The sequence below is a fragment of the Pseudarthrobacter sp. efr-133-R2A-89 genome, from assembly GCF_030209315.1.
In the GTDB taxonomy this organism is placed as follows: Bacteria; Actinomycetota; Actinomycetes; order Actinomycetales; family Micrococcaceae; genus Arthrobacter.
On sequence record NZ_JARVSE010000010.1, the window covers coordinates 469,497 to 491,450 of the forward strand.

16 protein-coding genes are annotated in these 21,954 nt (G+C 64.1%); 11 read left to right on the forward strand and 5 right to left on the reverse strand.

Going from position 1 to position 21,954, the window contains the following annotated elements:
- Positions 1-89: 89 nt before the first annotated feature.
- Both QRM95_RS17945 and QRM95_RS17950 read right to left on the reverse strand, forming a co-directional pair.
- A complete protein-coding gene (locus tag QRM95_RS17945; RefSeq protein WP_285248812.1) occupies positions 90-587 on the reverse strand; it encodes an Rv3235 family protein in 498 nt (165 codons plus the stop codon).
- Positions 588-642: 55 nt separating this feature from the next.
- Positions 643-1,485, reverse strand: a complete 843-nt coding sequence (locus QRM95_RS17950) for a LysM peptidoglycan-binding domain-containing protein (RefSeq protein ID WP_285248813.1) — start codon at positions 1,483-1,485, stop codon at positions 643-645.
- Between the two features lie 141 nt (positions 1,486-1,626).
- Between QRM95_RS17950 and QRM95_RS17955 the strand changes: the two genes are divergently transcribed.
- Positions 1,627-2,196, forward strand: a complete 570-nt coding sequence (locus QRM95_RS17955; RefSeq protein ID WP_285248814.1) for a hypothetical protein — start codon at positions 1,627-1,629, stop codon at positions 2,194-2,196.
- A 54-nt stretch (positions 2,197-2,250) separates the two neighbouring features.
- On the opposite strand, the gene QRM95_RS17960 is transcribed toward QRM95_RS17955, so the two are convergent.
- Positions 2,251-2,466: a helix-turn-helix domain-containing protein gene (locus tag QRM95_RS17960; protein ID WP_018760220.1), complete on the reverse strand. Its 216-nt coding sequence runs from the start codon at positions 2,464-2,466 to the stop codon at positions 2,251-2,253.
- A gap of 153 nt (positions 2,467-2,619) precedes the next feature.
- Between QRM95_RS17960 and QRM95_RS17965 the strand changes: the two genes are divergently transcribed.
- The 4 genes from QRM95_RS17965 to QRM95_RS17980 are packed head-to-tail and all read left to right on the forward strand — an operon-like array spanning position 2,620 to position 10,965.
- A complete protein-coding gene (locus tag QRM95_RS17965; protein ID WP_285248815.1) occupies positions 2,620-3,261 on the forward strand; it encodes a hypothetical protein in 642 nt (213 codons plus the stop codon).
- Complete coding sequence (locus QRM95_RS17970; RefSeq protein WP_285248816.1) at positions 3,258-4,562, forward strand: CpaE/TadZ family protein; 1,305 nt, start codon at positions 3,258-3,260, stop codon at positions 4,560-4,562. The genes QRM95_RS17965 and QRM95_RS17970 overlap by 4 nt, the downstream gene beginning before the upstream one ends.
- A 55-nt stretch (positions 4,563-4,617) precedes the next feature.
- The gene (locus QRM95_RS17975) at positions 4,618-9,471 is read left to right on the forward strand and encodes an NAD-glutamate dehydrogenase (RefSeq protein ID WP_285248817.1); all 4,854 of its coding nucleotides are present in this window, start codon (positions 4,618-4,620) and stop codon (positions 9,469-9,471) included.
- A 27-nt stretch (positions 9,472-9,498) separates the two neighbouring features.
- Positions 9,499-10,965, forward strand: a complete 1,467-nt coding sequence (locus tag QRM95_RS17980) for a sensor histidine kinase (RefSeq protein WP_018760216.1) — start codon at positions 9,499-9,501, stop codon at positions 10,963-10,965.
- 147 nt (positions 10,966-11,112) lie between these two features.
- Here QRM95_RS17980 and QRM95_RS17985 read toward each other — a convergent pair whose 3' ends face one another.
- Positions 11,113-11,361, reverse strand: a complete 249-nt coding sequence (locus QRM95_RS17985; protein WP_003804966.1) for a WhiB family transcriptional regulator — start codon at positions 11,359-11,361, stop codon at positions 11,113-11,115.
- Between the two features lie 229 nt (positions 11,362-11,590).
- On the opposite strand from QRM95_RS17985, the gene QRM95_RS17990 reads away from it, so the two are divergent.
- Complete coding sequence (locus tag QRM95_RS17990; protein WP_502934984.1) at positions 11,591-12,079, forward strand: hypothetical protein; 489 nt, start codon at positions 11,591-11,593, stop codon at positions 12,077-12,079.
- Between the two features lie 97 nt (positions 12,080-12,176).
- On the opposite strand, the gene QRM95_RS17995 is transcribed toward QRM95_RS17990, so the two are convergent.
- Complete coding sequence (locus QRM95_RS17995; protein WP_285248818.1) at positions 12,177-16,244, reverse strand: FtsK/SpoIIIE domain-containing protein; 4,068 nt, start codon at positions 16,242-16,244, stop codon at positions 12,177-12,179.
- 181 nt (positions 16,245-16,425) lie between these two features.
- Between QRM95_RS17995 and QRM95_RS18000 the strand changes: the two genes are divergently transcribed.
- The 5 genes from QRM95_RS18000 to QRM95_RS18020 all read left to right on the forward strand — a co-directional run bounded on the left by QRM95_RS18000 (position 16,426) and on the right by QRM95_RS18020 (position 21,944).
- Positions 16,426-17,010 (forward strand): acyltransferase, encoded by a 585-nt coding sequence (locus QRM95_RS18000; protein WP_285248819.1) that lies wholly within the window; start codon positions 16,426-16,428, stop codon positions 17,008-17,010.
- A 124-nt stretch (positions 17,011-17,134) separates the two neighbouring features.
- The gene (glf, locus tag QRM95_RS18005; protein ID WP_285248820.1) at positions 17,135-18,322 is read left to right on the forward strand and encodes a UDP-galactopyranose mutase; all 1,188 of its coding nucleotides are present in this window, start codon (positions 17,135-17,137) and stop codon (positions 18,320-18,322) included.
- Positions 18,319-20,340: a glycosyltransferase gene (locus tag QRM95_RS18010; RefSeq protein WP_285248821.1), complete on the forward strand. Its 2,022-nt coding sequence runs from the start codon at positions 18,319-18,321 to the stop codon at positions 20,338-20,340. Before glf ends, QRM95_RS18010 begins: the two co-directional genes overlap by 4 nt.
- Positions 20,337-21,218 (forward strand): ABC transporter permease, encoded by an 882-nt coding sequence (locus QRM95_RS18015; RefSeq protein ID WP_109045117.1) that lies wholly within the window; start codon positions 20,337-20,339, stop codon positions 21,216-21,218. The genes QRM95_RS18010 and QRM95_RS18015 overlap by 4 nt, the downstream gene beginning before the upstream one ends.
- Positions 21,219-21,944, forward strand: coding sequence for an ABC transporter ATP-binding protein (locus QRM95_RS18020; RefSeq protein ID WP_109045116.1), 726 nt, complete (start codon positions 21,219-21,221; stop codon positions 21,942-21,944). It abuts the gene before it with no gap.
- Positions 21,945-21,954 lie beyond the last annotated feature (10 nt).

Sequence of the window (21,954 nt, forward strand, 5' to 3'; positions counted from 1 at the left end):
CCCGCCGGGCTTACCAGGGGCGCCGGCATCCGCCGACAGGGCAGGGAACCACTTGTTCCCTGCCGTGTCGGCTTCTGGCGGGTGCTCCTTCACCCAATGACAAGTTCGACCACCCGCCACACCTGTTTGCTGCGTTCGAGCCGGACAGCAACGGCGCGGGCGCGCACATCATCCACAACGACGGCACTGGCCTCATAGATTCCAGCGGCAACCTCACAGACGCGTACCGAGCGGACCACCGAATTCCGGTGAAGCCGGGCCAGCGCCGGATTGCCAGTCCGGGTCAGTTCACGCCTGATCAACGCTGCCCGGTGTTGAAGGGCCGACAGGCACCGTGGATCCAGCCGACGCGCAAGCTGGTGCACGGGCCGGATTCCGGCCAGGACCTCCATGGACGCCTGGACCGTCCCGCGGGTGATGGCCCGGACTTCCGCGGCCTCGTCGACCGGCCGCAGCGGTGCCGGAAGTGCTCCCCGGGAACGCCCTGCGGACGGGGTCCCGTTGGCGGCCATACCCGCGACCCCGGTATTGTTCTCGGGCTTCGCTGCCCGGTCCTGCTTGGCTCGAATTGGTGTCACAGCGATCATTGGATTCCCCTTAAGTTTGTTGGCTGGTTCCACTGCCCGGTAGCAAGGAGTGCAGTTACGACGCCTGTGGCGCCTGGAGGATTTGGCCTGGCAGCAGGACATCCGGGTTCCCGCCGATTTGCCCGCGGTTCGCTGAGTACCAGCGCGGCCATTCGAGGGCTATGTCCACATCCGAGGCTCCGGGGCCCATCTCGTTTGCCACGATGGCCCACAAAGTGTCCCCGGCCAGTACGGTCACGGTCGCAGCCTCGGTCCCGGGCGAAGCTCCACCTGCGGCCCTGCTCCCCGGTGTGGCGAGCAGGCCCGGGTCCACCACCTGGGGAGCAGGACGCCATCCGGGCGCCGGCACCGCAACGGGCAGTTGGGGCCCGCGTAGTCCCGTCGTTGCGGGGATGCTCCCTGCCGGTTCCACTGCGGACTGTTCCTTCACGGCTCCTCCTTCAGTCTCTGGAATGCTGCCCGTGGGTTGTGGGCTGAGCCGGGCCGATGACGAATGGCCGGGTGTGGGGGCCCATGCAGGCCCCGGATCGGTTCCGGCGGCTTGTGCGGCCGTTCCTGCGAGCAGCTGGATCGAAAGGGCGGCAACCACCGCCCGCTGCATGAACGCAGGTGAGAACCGGCGCATGGCTGCCGCGGACCGGCGTCGGCCAAGGCGCTCCAGCAGGAATGCTGAACCCGCGCACACGACCGCAAACGTCCACCACAGCAGAATGCCGGCACCGGCCGCTGATGCGGCGGCCGCCAACAGGACTTCCACGGATGTTTCCTGGTTGCGAGCGGCGGAGGCCTGCCATTGGCCGACAAGTCCGCAGCCCAGGAACCAAAGTCCGATGCCGAGCACGAGCAAGGCAACCGCCGACACGATGTCCGACCGATGCACTTCTTCCCTGCAATCCATTACCGATCCTTTGGATGCCATTTGGTGTCTTTTGATGTTGTATGACCAAGTTTGGACTGATCAGGAACATTTTGTCCATACGTTGGAGAGAAAATCCTGGCTGCGTTGACCGGCGGGGGAAGCGCAACTTACGCTGGCGGAATGCGCTGGGATGCACTCTTCAATGACATCGAAAGCCAACTTGCCGAAGTTGAGCGGCTGTCATTGGAAGCCGAAATCAATGAGCGAACCCGCGCTGAGTTGGTAGGCCTGCCCCTGGAGGACAGGCTGCGGGCATCGGTGGGCTACCGGATTGGCGTCCATCTTCTCTGCGGGGAATCCGTGCACGGTGAGCTCACGCATGCCGGGGCCGATGCGCTGGTCCTGGACGATGAACAGTGCCAGGTGCTTGTTCCCTATGCGGCCGTGGCGCGCTACGTCGGGCTCGGACGGCATGCGCAAGCAGAAGATTCCGTGGTTCGCCGAGCGATTGGGCTCGCCCATTCCCTGCGTGGCCTTGCGCGCGACAGGGCGGAGCTGTCGGTGACCATTGGCGGTGCTGCAGGATCCGTCCGCCTGGCAGGAGTGATTGACCGTGTGGGCAGGGATTACATCGACCTTGCCGTGGTCACGCCCGGCGAGGTCCGGAGGAGCCAGGGCGTCAGCCAGGTCTCTTCCATACCCTTTGCCGGGCTTGCCATGATCAGGTCACGCAAGATGGGTGGACTGTAGCGGCGGCGGAGTCGGTCCGGTGACTTTTGCGGCCTGGAACGAGCGCAAAACCCGTCACATCGACTTGGCGCGGGACTCCTGGATCATGCGGCTGGCCTCGGCATAGCGCTCCTGGATGTACTGCTCCAGCATCTTTTCTTCAACCCGCCACTGGCCCCGGCCACCCACCTGGATGGCCTTCAGCTCGCCGCTGCGCACCAAGGCATACGCGGCGGGAGAATTGATCTGGAGCTGCTCAGCGACGTCTGCGAGCGTGAGAAACCTTGGCATGGACCCATTTTGCCATCAATTGGCGCTGTTTGTGCCCGTTATCCACATATTGGCGGTTTTTAGCCAAATGACTTTTGTTCCATGGGCCTTGCGGTAACAATGAGGAGTCCGGCCCCCGTGGGGAGGGTCCGGGATACCAAGGGGGAGGACGGTATGGTTCCTGATTCAAGCGTCCGTGCTGCACGGCTCAAGCGTCCGTCGTGGAAAGACCCCCGGCTGTTGGTTGGTGTCCTCCTGGTCCTGGTATCCATCGTCGGGGTCGTCTTTCTCGTAGGCAGCGCGGACCGGACAACCGAGGTCTATGCCGCCAGGGACGGCATTGCGGTTGGCGAACGCCTCACGCCTGAGAACGTGGTGCGCGCCAAGGTCAGGCTGGGAGATACCGAGCAGCATTACATCACCGTGGAGGACGGGCTGCCGCAGGACGTGGTTGCAATGCAGCGGATCGGGAAAGACCAGCTCGTTCCGCGGGCCAGCCTCGGCGAAATGGACCGGCTCGACCGGAAGCCTGTGGCGCTCACCATTGATCAGACGTTGCCCGCACAAGCGGTGGCCGGCGCCCGCGTGGATGTTTGGGTGGCGCAGCCGGATGCCAAGAACGGCTTCAGTGAGCCGAAGCTCCTCCTGCCCGGCGCGGAGATCACGGAGGTGGCAACGGGGTCCACGGCCCTTGGATCGTCTAAGACGACGGTTTTGATGGTCTTGGTGGAGGACAAGCAGATGCCAGCGTTGCTGGGCGCCCAGGCCAATGAAGCAAAGATCTCCGTCGTCTGGAACCCCGGCGGCGCCCGATGAGCATACCGGTTGTCACTGTGGGCCAAAGCCGGGAGGATGTGGTGGGTGGCCTGGAACGGCTGCACGGCCCCGTCACGGTGGTTCGGCGATGCGCTGAACTTCCGGAATTGCTGGCAGCCTGCCAGAGTGGCCTGGCCAGGGCTGCCGTCGTGGCCGAAGGTTCGGAAGGGCTGACTGCGTCCCTGGTTGACCGCCTTGGCGCCGTGGGGGTGGCAATCATTGCCCTGACGGACAACGCCGATGAGGCGGACAGGCTCCGCAAGATCGGGGTGGCCTCGGCGCTGACAGGGGTTCATTCCGAGGAGCTTTCGGACAGGATTGCGGACGCAGTTGCCCGCCTGACCGGTTTGGATCGTCCCGCGGCGCTGAGCGCGGAAGCTGACACCGGAGCCGCGCTCGCCGCTGCTCCGGTCGAACCCAAGCCTGGGCCGGAGAGTGCCGGGACCGGAAAGATCATCGCTGTGTGGGGTCCGGCGGGGTCGCCCGGAAGGACCATGGTGGCTGCCAACATCGCGGGAGAGATGGCTGCTGACGGCCGGGAGGTCCTCCTTGTCGACGCCGACACCTACGGCGCAAGCGTAGCGGCAGTCCTGGGATTGCTGGATGAGTCGGCCGGCCTGGCCCAGGCGTGCAGGCTCGCCGACCAGGGGACACTGGACGCTGATGCGCTCCGGAAAGTGGCCTCAACCGTTGCCACGGCGTCAGGGACGTTCAAGGTCCTGACGGGGATAACCCGCGCGGACCGGTGGACCGAACTCAGGGCTGCAGCGCTGGCCCTGGTCCTTGAGCGGGCCAGGCACATGGCGGATGTTGTGGTGGTCGATACCGGCTTCTGCCTTGAGGCTGATGAAGAGCTCAGCTTCGACACGATGGCGCCGCGGCGGAATGCGGCGACGCTTTGCCCCCTTGAGGTGGCTGACACGGTCTACGCGGTCGGGGCGGCGGACCCGGTGGGCGTACCCAGGCTGGTGCGGGCGCTCGCCGAACTGGAAACAGCGGTCCCACAGGCCGCACCCATCGTCGTCATGAACAAGGTGCGGGCCTCCTCCGTTGGCAGAAGTCCCGAGCGCCAGCTGAGGGATGCCTGGGAACGATACGGCCCGGCTTCCGGGCTCACCGCGTTTCTGCCGTACGACCCCGCTGCGGCGGACGCGGCGCTCCTGGCTGGATCCTTGTTGCACGAAGCTGCGCCGGAGTCGAACCTGCGAAGCGCGATCAGGGAATTGGTTTGTGCACCCGTCCAGCGAAAAGCGAAATCCTCTGTGTTTTCTTCCACACCACGGCGCAAGGCAAAGGACTAGGCTCGCCATAAGAGCTGCAAAGGTGCGGCGAATTTCTCTAGTGGAGGCGTTGTCGATGTCGTCTGGATCCGGTGTGGAGGATCAGCCCCTCTCCATTGAAGGCCTTGAAGGTTTCATGGGGGACTACTACCAGCACTTGGCCGAGGAGGATGCCCGGAGCTACCCTCGCGAGGTACTCGAGTCCCGGGCACGGGAGCATCACAAGGCGGCGTCGGTCCGGCAGCCCGGACAGGCAAAGATCTCAATTGCCGACGAGGAGGACAGCACCGTCATCTTCGTCGTCACTGACGACATGCCCTTCCTTGTCGATTCCGTGAACGCGGAACTGGTCCGGCAGCACGCAGCCATCAAACTGGTTGTCCACCCGCTGTTTGTCGCCACCAGGAATCGGGAAACCGGCGAGCTGGTAAAGGTCAACAGGGTCCCCGCCCACCTGGGCATTTCCAGTGGGGACACGGCCGCCATGCCGAACCTGTCCCACCTCATCGCCCAAGGTGAAAACGCCTCCCATATGGAGTCGTGGATCGCCGTCGAAATCCAGCGTATTTCCGACGACGCGAAGTCGTCCCTGCTTGCCGGACTTACCCGGGTCCTCAAGGACGTCCGGGCCGCTGTCGAAGACTGGCCGAAGATGCGCCAAAAGGCGCTGGAGATCGCCAGGAGCCTGGACCAGGTGGCCCATCCCGCACAGATCGCCGAGTTGCGCCAGGCCAAGGACCTGCTCCGCTGGCTGGACGACGGTAACTTCACGTTCCTCGGCTACCGCGAGTACGACCTCTTGAACGTTGACGGGGAAGATGTCCTCGAACTGCGCGAAGACAGCGGGCTCGGACTGTTGCGGGCAGCCGCCGATTCCCCCCACATCCAGCACCTCACTGACACCGGCCGGAAGAAGGCACGGGAAAAACGCGCCCTGGTCATCACCAAAGCCAATTCCCGCTCGACCGTGCACCGCTCGGCTTACCTCGACTACATCGGAATCAAAAGTTTCGATGCCGCAGGCAACGTCAACGGCGAGCGCCGCTTCATCGGACTTTTCGCCACCAGCGCCTACGCCGGGTCCGTCCGGGACATTCCGATCGTCCGCGAAAAGGTCGACGCTGTGCTGCAAACCGCGGGCTTCCCGCCGGACTCCCACTCCGGCAAGGATTTGCTGGGGATCCTTGAGACCTATCCCCGCGACGAGCTGTTCCAGATCGAAATTCCCGACCTCGCCGCAACCGCCCTGGGTATCCAGAAGCTTCAGGAACGGCGCCGCACCCGGTTGTTCCTCAGGCCCGATATCTACGGCCGGTTCATGTCCGCCGTCGTCTACCTGCCCCGTGACCGGTATACCACCAATGTCAGGCTGCGCATCGAGCAGGAACTGCGGGAAACGTTCCAGGCGGTCTCGATCGACTACGAAGCACGCATGACGGAATCGGCCCTTGCCCGCCTGTTCTTCCGCATCCGGTTGCCCAAGAACGCCGATGTCAGCCACGTCAACAGCGACGAACTGGAAACGCGGCTGGTTCGGGCCGCGAGGTCCTGGAGTGAGGGCATCACCGAGGTCCTGCGCGAAGGGCGGGACCCGGCCGAGGCCAAGGAACTCGCCGCCATCTGGGCCGAGGCGTTTCCCGCCAGCTACCGGGTGGATTACGAGGTAGAGGACGCGCTTGAGGATATTGCGCGTTTTGAAAAGTACGGGGCCGCCGCCGAGCGGAGCACGGGCGCGCGGCAGGACCGTCCCGGCGTCCACGTCTACCTGCCCGAGGGGGCGGGCGCGACCCTGGAAGAGGACGCCAGGGTCAAGCTCTACATGCTGGAGCCCAAGAGCCTGAGCCAGATCCTTCCCTACTTCCACAACCTGGGACTGGAAGTCCTGGACGAGCGCCCGTTCGAGATCGAAACCGCCGACCACAGGGACTTCTTCCTTTACGACCTTGGGCTGAAATACCCGGCCGGGGTGGATCCGGTCAGCACCGGGGAACTCCTGGCTGAATCCTTTGGCGCCGCCGTCACCGGCGCGGCAGAGTCGGACAGCTTCGACCGTTTGGTGCTGCGGGAGGGCCTGCACTGGCGGCAGATCACGGTGCTGCGTGCTTACGCCCGCTACATGCGCCAGATGGGTAGCAGCAGTTCCTTCGGTTTCATGGCCGACACACTCCTGGCCAACGCCGACGTGACCAAGGCCTTGATCGCACTTTTCGCTGCCCGCTTCGACCCGTCCATGGACGACGCCGGGCGCGCCGGCGCCCAGGCGTCCGTGCGCCATGACCTGGCAGCTGCCATCGAGAAGGTTGCCACGCTGGACGCCGACCGTGTGCTGCGCACATTCGGCAACCTCATTGAGGCCACGCTGCGCACCAACTTCTTCCAGGACAAGCCGCACCTGAGCTTCAAGCTGGATCCGGCGCAGATCGAGGGGCTGCCGTTCCCGCGGCCGATGTTCGAAATCTGGGTCTATTCGCCCCGGGTGGAGGGCGTGCACCTGCGGTTCGGCAAGGTCGCCCGCGGTGGCCTTCGCTGGTCTGACCGGCGGGAGGACTTCCGTACCGAAGTCCTGGGCCTGGTGAAAGCGCAGGCGGTCAAGAACGCCGTCATCGTTCCCACCGGAGCCAAGGGCGGCTTCTTCGCCAAGCAGCTTCCGGATCCGGCCGCCGACCGCGCGGCCTGGATGGCCGAAGGCGTCGAAAGCTACAAGACCTTCATCCGTGGCCTGTTGGACCTCACCGACAACCTGCTCACTGAAGGTAGCGGCGAGCGGCTTGTGCCGCCGTCGAACGTTGTCAGGCATGACGACGACGACTCCTACCTTGTCGTCGCGGCGGACAAGGGGACGGCTACTTTCTCGGACATCGCCAACGGGCTGTCGGCAGAGTACGGATTCTGGCTGGGGGACGCGTTCGCTTCCGGCGGCTCCGTAGGGTACGACCACAAGGCCATGGGGATCACCGCCCGGGGCGCCTGGGAGTCGGTCAAGCGGCACTTCAGCGAGCTCGACCTCGACACCCAGACCGAGCCGTTCACCGTGGTGGGTGTGGGGGACATGTCCGGTGACGTATTTGGAAACGGGATGCTCCTGTCCCGCCACATCCGGTTGCTTGCGGCATTCGACCACCGGCACATCTTCCTCGATCCCGCACCGGACGAGGCATCCTCGTTCGCTGAGCGGCAGAGACTGTTCGAGCTGCCCAGGTCTTCCTGGGACGACTACGACAAGTCGCTGATCAGTGAAGGCGGCGGCGTCTTCGCCCGGCAGGCCAAATCCATTCCCGTGTCCCCGCAGGTGCGCGCGGCGCTCGGGCTGTCGGCCGAAACCGCCGAACTCAGCCCGCCGGAGCTGCTGAGGGCCATCCTGCTAGCCCCGGCCGACCTGCTGTACAACGGGGGTATCGGCACCTACGTCAAGGCCAGTTCCGAATCCAACGCAACGGTGGGGGACAAGGCCAACGACGCCATCCGCGTCAACGGCCGTGACTTGCGCGTGAAGGTGGTGGGTGAAGGCGGAAACCTCGGTATGACCCAGCGCGGCCGCATCGAGGCGGCGTTGCAGGGGGTCATCCTCAACACGGATGCGATCGACAACTCTGCCGGCGTGGACTGCTCCGACCACGAAGTCAACATCAAGATCTTCGTGGACCGGATGGTCGCCGCGGGCAAGCTGCCGGCGGCCGAACGCGCCGACTTCCTGGCCTCCATGACCGACGAGGTGGGCCGGCTGGTCCTGGAAGACAACATCGACCAGAACATCCTGCTCCTGAACGACCGCAGCCGGGTGGCCGAGTGGAGCCCGAGCTACGAGCGGCTCATGGACTGGCTGGAGAAGAGCGCGGACCTGAAGCGCGACCTGGAAGCATTGCCGACGACCGAATCCCTGCGTGACCGGCTGCAGCAGGGGCAGGGCCTGACATCCCCTGAGCTGTCGGTTCTGGCCGCCTATGCAAAGATCGAGCTGGCGTCGGCGCTTCGGGACAGCGACCTTGCCGACGATCCCTGGTTCAGGGACACGCTGCGCTCCTACTTCCCGCACCAGCTGCGCGAACGCTTCGACGCGGAGCTGGACACGCATCCGCTTCGACGCGAAATCATCGCCACGGTGGTGGCCAACGACATGATCAACCTGGGCGGAATCACCTTCGCATTCCGGGTCATGGAAGAAACGTCTGCCAGCGAAGTGGCCGTCGCGAAGGCGTTCGTGGCGCTGCGGGAGGTGTACGAACTGGATGCGATGGTGGCCGAGTTGAACAATCTGCCGGCTTCGTTCCCGACGGAGCACTGGAGCACCGTCCACCTGGACATCCGCCGGCTCCTGGACCGTGCGGTCCGTTGGCTGCTGGGCCAGGAAAGCGTCTCCCGCCCGATCGCAGAGGTAGTGGCTGAGTTCAAGCCGCTCATGGATCCGATGCGGGCACGCCTGCTGGACTACCTGCGTGGCGATGACCGCGACCGGGTGGCCGAGTGGCTGGCGAAGGGCCGCGAATGGGAACTCCCGGAAAGCCTGGCATTGCGTTGGGCCGAGCTGTTCGAGAGCTTCGTGCTGCTCGATATCGCCAAGATCGCGCGATCCCGCAAGGACCCGGTAGAGGACATTGCGGCCACGTATTACACCGTGTTCAACCGGTTCCACGCTGATTCCTTGCTGGAACGGATCAGCAGCTTGCCCCGCCAGGACCGGTGGCAGGCGCTGGCGCGGGCCGCCTTGCGCGACGATCTGTACTCGACGGTGTCGGACATGACGACGGCGGTGCTGGACGCAACGTCCACGGCCGACTCGCCGGAGGCGCGGCTCAAGGACTGGGAGGCGCAGAATGCCGAACAGCTGGGCAGGGCAAAGAGCATGTTCGACGAAGTGAACGCCCTTGAGGCCGACGACATGGCCTCACTGTCGGTAGCATTGAGGCTCTTGAGGTCAATCGTCCGACGCTAGCCATGCGGCGTCGCAACTGGAGGTGCAGTGGCAATCTTTACGGACCCCATCAGGGAACACGCTGATTTCGGGCCGGGCGATGCCGAATGGCTGCACCTCCTGGTGGGGGACTGGCAGATGGTCGCGGACCTGGCGTTCGCCGACCTGGCACTGTGGTTCCCCCACCCGGAGCTTGGCTATGTCGCACTGGCCCACGTGCGCCCTTCCACCACGCATACCGCGTTCCACAGCGACTTCGTGGGGGAAGGGATCCGCTCGGACCTGCAGCCGCTGGTGGACAAAGCTTGGAACAGCCGCTCCATTGAGCGGTCCAGCGAAACCAACTGGAACAGCGAGATGGCGCTTCGGGTGGAGGCAGTCCCGATGGTCCGGAACGGGCGGACGCTTGCGGTGGTCACTACGCACATGGACCTGTCCAGTTCGCGGATGCCGTCACGGCTGGAGCTGACCTACCGGCAGTGCGCGTATGACCTGTTGCGGATGGGCACCCTGGGATTGTGGCCGGACTTTGCCTCGCCTACGGGGTCGCGCCGGGGTGCACCCCGCGTGGGGGACGGCCTGATCCGGCTGGATGCCGATGGCGTGGTGCAGTACGCCAGCCCCAACGGTGTCTCCGCGTTCCGCCGCCTTGGCGACGGGGAATCCCTGGAAGGGCGTTCCCTTGCCGAGGTCACGGCCGGCCTCCTCAAGGACCGGCGGATGGTTGACGAGACCCTGCCGCTCGTGGTGACCGGGCGGATGCCGTGGCGCAGCGAGATCGAATCCCGCGGTGTCAGCCTGTCCCTGCGTGCCATCCCCCTGCGCGATGAACAGCAGCGCTTCGGTGCGCTGGTGCTCTGCCGGGACGTCTCGGAACTGAGGCGGCGGGAGATGGAGTTGGTGACCAAAGACGCCACCATCCGCGAGATCCACCACAGGGTCAAGAACAATCTCCAGACAGTGGCTGCGCTGCTGCGGATGCAATCCAGGCGGATGGTGAGCGACGAGGCCAAGCAGGGACTGGAGCAAGCGATGCGCCGTGTGGCCACCATCGCCCTCGTGCATGAGACCCTGTCGCAGGGCTTGACCCAGAGCGTGGATTTCGACGAGCTGATTGGCCGCCAGTTCAGGCTGTCCGCCGAGGTTGCGTCGCCCTCACAGCAGGTGCGGACCGAACGCTCCGGCACGTTCGGTGAACTGCCCAGCGATTTGGCCACACCGCTTGCCCTGGTGATCAACGAACTGGTGACCAATGCCGTTGAGCACGGTCTTGAGGGAAGGGCCGGGACAGTGTGGCTCCTGGCCGACAGGTCCGAGGGGGAGGACGGCGAAGAGCTGACGGTAACCATCGCCGACGACGGCGTGGGGCTCCCGGAGACCCCCCACGTCGAGGGGCTTGGATTGCAGATCGTGCGGACATTGGTCACCAGTGAACTCGGCGGAACCATCACGTGGGAACGCCGGGAGGGCGGCGGAACCGAGGTCAAGATCAGGCTCAGCCTGCACGGGAAGTAGGCCATTGACCACACCGGGACCGTAGGCGCGGATATGGCGCCCGGTGTTGAGTAAAACCAAACGACAGAGGCCCCGGGCCGATCCTTGGGATCGATCCGGGGCCTCTGGTTGTAACGGTCCGTTTTGACGGTGCGGGCTGCCTGCCTTCTAGGACGCCCGGCGTGCGCGGGCGGCACGCCGCTTCAGGGCACGGCGCTCATCTTCGCTCATGCCGCCCCAGACACCGGCATCCTGGCCGGATTCCAGGGCCCACTGGAGGCATGTGTCCACTACAGGGCACCGGCGGCAGACGCTCTTGGCTTCCTCGATCTGCAGGAGGGCCGGGCCTGTGTTTCCGACGGGGAAGAACAGTTCCGGGTCCTTGTCGAGGCACGCTGCGCGGTTACGCCAATCCATGCTGATCAGTTGCTCCATTTCTGGGAAGTGCCTTTGTGAAATTATTCACTAGTGGCTACAAAGGAAAGGGGCCCTCTGGGCCCCCTTGGTCATCTGCATCAAGCCTGTCATGTTAACGCTGTGTAAACAAGGGGTAATAACGCCTGATATCAGTGGAAACCTGAGCGATGCATCACAGTGGCGGCTCCTGCCCTCACCAGTGTCCGACTATGTCCGGTAGGGTGCCAGTGTGTCAAGACCCCCGGTAAACCCAGTAGGTGTCCCAGCGACCCCGGACGAGCCCGGCAACGGACCCGTCCGTCCGTCCGATGAGCATTCCACTGCCGCTCCCGTCGCTGCCATCGTGGTGGCGCTGATTGCCGGCGCCGAAGCCCTTGCCCTGCTGGCTGCTGCAGCCTGGTACGGGTACGAGCTGTTGACCGGCAGCCCCGTGCTCTCCTTCTGGGGAGCGGTCTTCACCCTGGGCCTCCTGCTGGCCTTTTCCGCCTGGCTCTTTGCGGTATCCGTCTTCCTCTACCGCGGGTACCGGTGGACCCGGGCAGCGGCGCTGGTGGCCCAACTGTTCGTCCTGACCATTGGTGTCCCAACCCTGACCAGTGGCCTGGTCCTTGCGGGGGTGGCAATGGTGGTACCGGCCGCAGCCGCCATAGTTCTCCTGTTCTCCAACAGGGTGATCAGCCACGCGTCCCGAACCGGCAGTCCACCCCCTGCTCTCTGACGTCCCTGCATCAGACGCCACTGGTTCGTTCCCTGTAAACGTCCGGACTGGGTAACGAACGCCCGGATTTGGGGCAACGGCGGGGAAGGCCGACAGTTCAGGGTGCGGCGCCTGCCCACCCAACCTGCAGGGCACACGACCGGCCCTCGGAAATCAGGATGCCACGGCCCGACGGTGGATTCGCCTCCACCTCAAACCGGACCCCGAACAGGTCACCATCGGCTATCGTCCGTGGGCACATCAGAAGTCCGAGGCCGGCCGCCCGGGCGTTCATGATCAAAGGAATGCGTTGCGGCAGCAAGGGGCTGTACCGTGCGGTGACCACCAGCGAATAGCCCAAACCGTTCAAGCGGCCCAGGTCCTTCGCTGCCGGCGGGTCCAGAAGGTCAACATCGTCGACGAGCAGCAGCGTGTCGGGGGAAAGGTCGCCGGCCTCGGCCTCCTCCAGCACGCCTCGCCAAGGGTTTCCGGCTTTCATGTGCAGCACGGGGCTTGAGTAACCTCCCTTGCTGGAATTGAGTTTCTTCATAGCGTGCAACACGTTGCTTTTGCCACTTTCGGGACCGCCGAGGACTGCCATCACGCCGCCGGCTGGAATCCGGACGGCGAATGCATCGAGCTCGTTGCCCGCCACGCCCAGCAGGACGGCCCGGGCCTGAGCGGTTCCTGCGGAGGCCTCTGCAGCGCCTGTTTGCCCGTTCCCGGCACCAGTCCGGAACGCTGTTGTGCGCTCGGCACGTGCCGTGACTTCGCCGGTCGTGATCATAGCCGGGAGGGGTTCGACCCTGAAAGGCGGTGATGCGGCAGGCACGCCGTCCCCGGAGGGAGAGGGATGCCCATGGCCAGCGAGGGATTGCCGGTAGAACTGGCAGACCGTCGGGCCGCCAGCGGCTGCCGGGCCAAATGCCACAGCCCTTCCCGACACGGGGGAAACGGAGGGCATCCGTGGCCATGCGGCGCGGCTCTCTTCGGTGGAGCCGAACGGAAAATAGAAGCGGTTGGGGATGGATGCGTAGAACCTGGCTGCGGTCAGTTCGCGTTCACCGGAAACCAACAGTGTTATTCCAGCCCTGCCCCCGTCGCGGGCGAGGTCCTGGACCAGGTCTTCGGCCCAGGCCAATGGGCCGGACCGGAACGCTGAAACCCAGGAGCCCCAGCCAGACACAATGAGAACCAGGGGTACGTCTCCCACAGCCGGCCGGCTTAGTCGCCTCCCGAGTTCGAGGGTAAGGCGTTCCAGGATCCGGGCGCCCCGGCGCAACTCGTGGATACCGGCGTGGGCCCCGGTCCGGCCGGCGTGCGCGAAGGGCCAAAGGCTTCCCGTACCGTCCAGGAAATAGAAGTGGGCTTCGGACGGGCTGGCCATCAATCTCCCGGCCGTCAGTTCCAGGGCTTCCGGCGCGCCGGAGGTGGAACTGCCCAGGAAGGCGGCATGCCCGTGTTTGGCGCGGTTCCAGGTGAGAGTCACCACCTTCTGCTTCTGGGGCAGATCCATCAGCCCCAGGTGCACACTGCCTTCGTCGCCGCCAGGTCCAGCGGACATCGACCTGGCCGCCGGGTATCCGTCGGGTGAATAATCCTGCCCCGGTTCTTCCAGGTCTGCAGGCAGGGGAGGAGCTACCGGTCTCCGGGGGACCCGTTTTCCATACGCCGCGCAAAGTGATTCCACGAGTGACACCAGGGGAGCCGCCGCCGTGGCCGGGGTTGGCGCCGGGTCCGGCGGGGATGGGTCCGTTGCTTTCCGGGGAGCCAGGTACGCCGTTGTCGGCTGGATGACGACCGGACCGTGCAGCTGATCCTCGGATATGGGCGACAAGGACGCGGCCTGGAACTCTTCGGCAGGTTCCGCGCCGCGTGCGAGGAACGCACGGCCCGGGGTGTCCACTCCGATGGCCGCCGCGGCCTTCGAATTGACGATGTCTACTGACTCCATGTCCGACTGCACGCGGAGGGCAATGCTGGAGGTGACGTTTGCCCGGATGTCGGCCGTCAATGCACCTTGGGGCCGTTGCGTGGCCATCACAAGATGGATACCCAGCGACCGCCCTATGGAAGCGATCCGCAGCAGCTCACGGAGCACTTCCGGAGCATCGTCAACAAGCATCCTGAACTCGTCGATGATGATCACAAGGTGGGGGAGGTCGAAGTCCTTCGCCGCGTGCGAGGACCGGTACGCTGCGAGGTCCGGTACGGCGGCTGCCGAGAGGTGCTCCTCACGGAGCCTGACTTCTGCCCGCAGCGACACCAGGGTGCGTTCCATTTCGGCGCTGGTCAGGTCGGTTTGAAGTCCGACACAGTGAACCAAGCCGTGGAGTGGACCCAAGCCGGAGCCACCTTTGAAATCGACGAAGAAGAAGTTGATTCGCTCAGGAGGGTAGCTCAGGGCGAGCGCCAGGGTAAAGGTCCGGAGCAATTCCGATTTTCCTGATCCTGTGGTGCCTGCAACGAGCACATGGGGACCGTCGGCCTGGAGATCCAGGGTCCTTGGGCCGGCCTTACCCAGGCCCAGCGGCACCGCGAGCCCCGGCCTTTGCGCAGCGGCTTCCCAGCGTCTCGCGGTCTCGGCCGCCGACATGGGCAGGATCTCGCTGAGTCCGACGGTGGCCGGAAGCGAGCAGACGTGCCCGTCATCCCGTTTGGGCGCCTTCGCCAGGCGTCGGCAGAGCGTGGTGAATACTGCCTCCGGTATAAGGTCCGGAACAAAGACCGGCTTGTCGTGGTCAAGGAGCATGACCGACCTGCGCTCGGACAAAAACACGTCAGCTGACGGGGATTCGGTGTGTTCCGGAAGGAAATGAAGAACCTGCCAACCTCGTTCCACAGCGGCTTCACGGACTTTGACGTCGCCCTCGTCCGCCGGCGCCGTACTGCGGATCAACAGGACATTTCGCTCTGAACCTGAGGGCCCACCTCCTTCGATGACCCGGAGGGCGGCATCAGTTGTTCCGGTGAGGGTTGCCCTGGGAAGATACCGGGCGGCCAACGGCAGATTTTCCGGCCGCCCGTGGACGACCACCTTCGTCGTGTCAGCCAAGGGATAGCCCGCAAGCTGCATGATGAGGGACCTGATGGCTCCGTCGATGCCCGCCGATGAGCCCGCGATGATGGTGAGCGGCCGGCGCGGGTCAAGGACGACGGGGACTCGCCCAACCGGGTGAACGGGCTGGACGGCGCGTGCCGGCTCAATTCGCACATTGGCGGACTGCTCCATTTCGCCCAACCTCAGCCACACGCCGTCGGACGCCGAATGCGGAACCTTCGCCTGAGTGCTCCGGTGCGCTGCCAAGGCAACGAGGGCAAGGGACGGGGCGCACCGGCGTCGGCGTTCCCTGTCTTCCCGCACTGCCGCTTGAACGGCAGCCGCCAATTCCTGTCTCTGGCGCCGTCCGCCGATGACGGGCACCAGAACAGAAAGCGCTGACGCCGCCGAGAAGGCAAGGAACATCCACATCCCGGTGAACACTGCAAGCCCCACGCCAATCGCCAGCGGGAGAACTGCGGCCACCAGCAGCAGTGCGCGGTTGCCGCCCTCAGCCCCACCGGAGACCACGATGGGTTCGGCCACAGATTTTCCGGCATCGGCCAGGACCCTCTCCGACTGGTCAGAAAACACCAGCGACATGGTGGACTGCCCGCACCTGATACCGGAATCCGTGGAGATGACGGTATTGCGGATCCTCTCACCATCGACGTAGGTGCCATTTGCGCTGTCCAGGTCGATCAGGATGATATTCGTGTCCGTGACCACAAGGCGTGCGTGCTCGCGCGACAACTCCGGGTCCGGGATTACAACACGCGCGCCGCTCCGACCTATGGTGTAGCTGCCTCGCCGGATCGGTATGACTGTTCCCGCGGCAGCGCCGCTGTGAATGGCGAGTGCCAGTGGGGCCGCGGTATCGGCGGCCCGGGGACGACGCGGCCGTTGACCTGATGGCGAGGTGCCGCCGTCGACGAGAATTGCCGCGCTTACCAGCGGCGGAATACCGGCAACCAACGAACGGAGGTCCTGTCCGTCCACAGTGACCGGGCCGGTGCCGAATTTCGTCGACAACTGTTCGTTGATGTCCGCTCCTGGCGTGCCGGGCGGAGCCTCGATGGAAAGTTCGAGAGGAGCCCGGAGGCGTGGGGAGCCCGGACCACCAACCAAGGTGCAATGCAGGGTCATGGGTGCTAATCCTTCGTGCGTATTGCGTCACGCTATCCGTGAAGGAAAAGCCTTGGGAGCCGTTTCGGGCTCTATGTGGAAAACCCGGCCGGGGAGTCCTGCTTGCACGGCGGGAGCTCGGCTAGGATCGCTACACCCGGTCCCCTTGAAAAGCGGGCCATGAGCAGCAAGGGAGAATCCTTTGGGCACCATCGCGGACAGTGCTGACGTTGATGCAGGCGCAAGTATCGGGGTGGGCACCAAAGTGTGGCATCTCGCGCAGGTCCGTGAGGGGGCGCGCCTGGGGGAGAACTGTGTCGTGGGTCGTGGCGCCTACATCGGCCCCGGCGTGGTTTTGGGGGATAACTGCAAGGTTCAGAACTACGCCCTGGTGTACGAACCCGCGATTCTTGGGGCGGGGGTCTTTATTGGTCCCGCAGTGGTCCTGACCAATGATGTTTTCCCCCGCGCTGTAACTCCTGAAGGGACCCTCAAGACAGAGGAGGACTGGGAAAAAGTGGGTGTGACGATCCTGGAGGGAGCTGCTGTTGGTGCCCGTGCAGTTTGCATAGCGCCCGTAACCATCGGCGCGTGGGCGATGGTGGCGGCAGGCGCTGTGGTCACAAAGGATGTGCCGGACTTCGCGCTCGTGGCGGGTGTCCCCGCGCGGCGCATCGGCTGGGTGGGCAAGGCCGGCCAACCATTGATCAACGACGGCAGCAATTGGGTTTGTCCCGGCACGCGGGATGCGTACGTCGAGCGGGATGGGGTTCTGCGGCCTGCTTGAGGTCGGATGTGCGACGGATCACAGGAGGTGTGCGGATTCGACGGACGTTGCGGTCCCTCGGGTAGGCTAGAGCAGCAGACGATGCACCCTCATTGTGCTGCCCGTATTCAAACCAGGAGATTTTGTGACCGCTGACCTCGTCATTGTAGGGTCCGGCTTTTTTGGCCTGACAATCGCAGAACAGGCCGCTAGCGAGCTCGGCCTGAAGGTCGTCGTCCTCGACCGCCGCCACCACATCGGCGGCAACGCCTACAGCGAAAAGGAAGAGCAGACCGGTATTGAGATCCACCGGTACGGCGCCCACCTGTTCCACACATCCAACGAGCGCGTGTGGGAATACGTCAACAGGTTCACCACCTTTACCAACTACGTGCACAAGGTCTACGGCGTCCACAAAGGCGAGGTGTACTCCCTTCCCATCAACCTGGCCACCATCAACCAGTTCTTCCGCGCCAACCTGACTCCCGGCCAGGCGCGGGACCTCATCCAGGAACAGGCCGGCGAGCTGGCGGGCACCGATCCCCAGAACCTCAACGACAAGGGCATCCAGCTGATCGGCCGTCCCCTGTACGAGGCCTTTATTAAGCACTACACCGGGAAACAGTGGCAGACGGACCCCAAGGACCTGCCGGCGGGCATCATTTCGAGGCTGCCCGTGCGCTACAACTACGACAACCGGTACTTCAACGACAAGTACGAGGGGCTGCCCACCAACGGCTACACCGCGTGGATCGAGAAGATGGCCGAGCACCCGAACATCGAGGTGCGTCTGAATACCGATTTCTTCGACGAATTCCACGAATACAGCAAGAACAAGGTTGTCGGCAAGATCCCCGTGGTCTACACCGGCCCGGTGGACCGCTACTTCGACTACGCTGAGGGCGACCTCTCGTGGCGCACTATCGACTTCGAAGAGGAAGTCCTCGATGTTGGTGACTTCCAGGGCACGTCCGTCGTCAACTACAACGACGACGACGTCTCCTACACCCGCGTGATCGAACCGCGCCACTTCCACCCTGAGCGCGACTACCAGACCGAAAAGACGGTCATCATGCGGGAGTTCTCGCGATTTGCCGAGAAGGGCGATGAGCCGTACTACCCCGTGAACACCTCTGCAGACCGTGAGCGGCTGCTTAAGTACCGCGACCTGGCAGCTGCTGAAACGGACGTCTTGTTTGGCGGCCGGCTGGGCACGTACAAGTATCTTGACATGCACATGGCCATTGGATCCGCGCTGAGCATGTTCGACAACAAGATCCGGCCGCACTTCGAAAGCGGCGTCAGGCTGGAAAGTGGAGGCGTGGACGCATGAGCGTATCAACTGCGAACCAGAAGAAAGCCGCCGTTGCGGCCGCTGACCAGTCGTCGGCGAACTGGAACACCCTGCAGCGGGTCATCCTGCCCAGCGCCAGCCAGATGGATACGGCCCCCCTGTACATGGACATGGGAACGGCCACCGGGATCCAGCTCCCCACCATCGGCGACGGGGACGGGAAAGACTCCAAGCCCCGGACTATCAGCAGCCCCTCGAAGGAGGCGCACGTAGAGGACTTCCTCTCGCGGCATTCCACCTCCGTGAGGTCGGGGGAGCGCGTTTCCTTCGGCACCTACTTCAATGCGTTCCCGGCCAGCTACTGGCGTCGGTGGACCACGGTGGACAAGATCCGGTTGCAGGTCCGCACCCAAGGCGCCGGTTCGGTCATCGTCTACAAATCGAACGCCCGCGGGTCGCTGCAGCGGGTGGACACCCGCAGGGTCGAAGGGATCTCGGAAAGCCACTTTGAGCTGTCGCTGGCCCCCTTCGGAGACGGCGGATGGTACTGGTTCGACCTGCTGGCCGGAACCGAGCCCCTGATCATGCTCGATGCTGAGTGGCAAGGGCCTGCCGTCGAGAGCACACCGGGATCGGTCACCCTCCAGATCACGACGCTCAACAAGACCGACTTCTGCTTGAACAACCTCAGCCTCCTGGCCGAGAGCGCCGAAGCTTTGGAGCACGTGCAGGAGATCCTGATCGTCGACCAGGGCACGCAGAAACTCTCCGATGCCCCCGGCTTCGAAACAGTCAAAGAGTCCCTGAACGGCAAACTCAGGATCATCAACCAGTCCAACCTGGGCGGCTCCGGCGGATTCGCCCGAGGAATGTTCGAGGCGGTCGAAAACGGCAGCGACTACGTGCTCCTGATGGACGATGACATTGTTGTCGAGCCCGAGAGCATTATCCGGCTCCTCACCTTCGCGGACCGATGCAAGACGCCGACGCTGGTGGGCGGACACATGTTCGACCTGTACAACCGGACTGTCCTGCACACGTTTGGCGAAGTGGTCAACCCTTACCGGTTCCAGCCGGCCCTTCCCAGCGAGGACATGATCCTCGGGCACGACTTCCTGTCGTCCAACCTGCGCCAGACCTCGTGGCTGCACCGGCGCTGCGACGTTGACTACAACGGCTGGTGGATGTGCCTGATCCCCACCAAAGTCATCCGCGACATTGGACTTTCGCTTCCCCTGTTTATCAAGTGGGACGACGCCGAGTATGGCCTGCGGGCAAAGGAACACGGCTACCCCACGGTCTCCCTTCCCGGCTCTGCCGTGTGGCACGTCTCCTGGATCGACAAGGATGACCTGGTCGGTTGGCAGGCGTACTTCCACTCGCGGAATCGGGTCGTAACGGCGCTGTTGCACAGTCCGTACGAATACGGCGGCGAAGTGGTCAAGGCGTCACAGTACGGGGACGTCAAGCACATGGTCTCCATGCAGTACGCCACAGCCCAAGGCCGGCAGTGGGCGCTGGAGGATGTCCTGAAGGGGCCGGAAGCCCTCCCCGACCTGTTGTCGACCAAGCTGCCGGAAATCCGGGAGATGATGTCCGGGCACTCCGACGCCGTCTTCCGCCCGGACCCGGAGGACTTCCCGGCTCCGAAGATGGACAAGCCGCCCCGCCGCGGCCACGGACCGTCCCAGCCCTCCAGGATCACCCTCCTGCCGTGGGCTGCCAAGACCATTGCCCGGCAACTGGTTAAGCCGGTTACAGGAACCAGTGCCGAACGTCCGCAGACGACTGTGGCGCACCAGGACAACCGGTGGTGGCGCATGGCGCAGTACGACAGCGCCGTGGTCTCGAACGCTGAGGGAACCGGCGCCTCATGGTACCGGCGCGATCCGAAGCGGCTGCGGACGATGCTGGCCGAAAGCGGTCGGCTCCACGCTGCGCTGCTCCGGGAGTGGCCGGCGCTCAGCAGGAAGTACAAGTCGGCCATGAACGATCTGACATCGATCGAATCGTGGCGGAAGACGTTTGAGCAGCACACGCAGAATGAGATCAAGTGAGCGTTATCTCGACCGGTGAGTTGACGACGCCCGGGTTGGGCGGGGGACTGCGGGACATCAAGCAGTCGAGCTTCCTTCTCAAGCTGCTGGTGCGGAAAGAACTCAAGGTCCGCTACCGGGGCTCGGTTCTCGGACTGCTGTGGTCCTACGTGAAACCGGGCGTCCAATTCATCGTCTTTTACGTGGCGCTGGGAATCTTTCTCGGACTGGAGCGGAGTCCCAGGAACCCGGACGGGTTGGCGAACTACGCCGTTTACCTGTTCTCCGGCATCGTCCTGATCAACTTCTTTTCCGAGGCCCTGGGCAACGCGGCACGGTCCATCGTGATGAACGGAAACCTGATCAAGAAGATCTACCTTCCGCGCGAACTGTTCCCCGTCGCTTCCGTCTGGGTGTCTGCGGTGCATTTCTTTCCGCAGCTCGTGGTGCTGGTGGTGGGGTGTGTCTTCGCCGGCTGGCACCCCAACGTCATCCAGCTGCTTGCTGCCGTGGCGGGTTTCATCATCGTCGGAATGCTCGCCACCGGCCTGGGCTTGCTGTTTGGCGCTGCCAACGTCTACTTCCGCGACTCGGAAAACCTCGTGGACATGCTCCTGATGGTTGCCACTTGGGCTTCGCCCGTGATGTACGCGTGGTCCATGGTTGAGCAGAAGCTTGGAAGCACAGCATTTGCCATTTACCAGGCGAACCCGATCACCATCGGGGTGGAACTGTTCCACTACGCGTTCTGGTACCCCACCACCGACGGTTCGGCAGCGATGCCACCCAACCTTTTCGGTCTGTGGCTTCCGGTGGGCCTGGTGGTCGCGGTGGTCATTGTTGTTCTGGGTCAGTACACCTTCCGGCGCCTTGAGGGCCGTTTCGCACAGGAGCTCTAAGTGGTCACGGCAATCGAAGTTTCGAACATCAGCAAACAATTCGTGTTGCGCCACACCCGGTCCCTGAAAGAGGCCGTGGTGTGGTTGGCGAAAGGGCGCAAGGGCGATCTCTCCGAGAAGTTCCATGCGTTGAAGAACGTCTCCGTAGAAGTCCAGGCGGGCGAAACGGTTGCACTCCTGGGGCTGAACGGGTCAGGAAAGTCGACACTGCTGAAGCACATCTCGGGCGTCATGCTGCCTGACACCGGCACCGTCAAGACGCGGGGACGCGTCGCGGGCCTCATCGAGGTCGGCGCCGGCTTCCACCCCGACCTCTCTGGCAGGGACAACGTCTTCCTGAATGGGGCCATCCTCGGGATGACCGAGCAGCAGGTCAAGGACCGATTCGACGAGATCGTCGAATTCTCGGAGATCGGCCAATTCATCGATACCGAGGTGAAGTTCTACTCGTCCGGTATGTACTTGCGGCTCGCTTTTTCCGTCGCGGTCCACACCGACCCCGAGGTCTTCCTGATTGACGAGATTCTCGCCGTTGGCGATGAGCCCTTCCAACGGAAGTGCATCGACAAGATCCAGGAGCTCGCCCGCGACGGCAAGACCTTGGTGGTCGTGAGCCACGACCTGGACCTGGTGTCCAGGATCTGTGAACGGGGCATCCTGCTCGAACACGGGAACGTGAAGTTCGACGGTTCCATCCACGACGCGGTTGCGATCCTGCGGTCCTGACCCCGCGCAC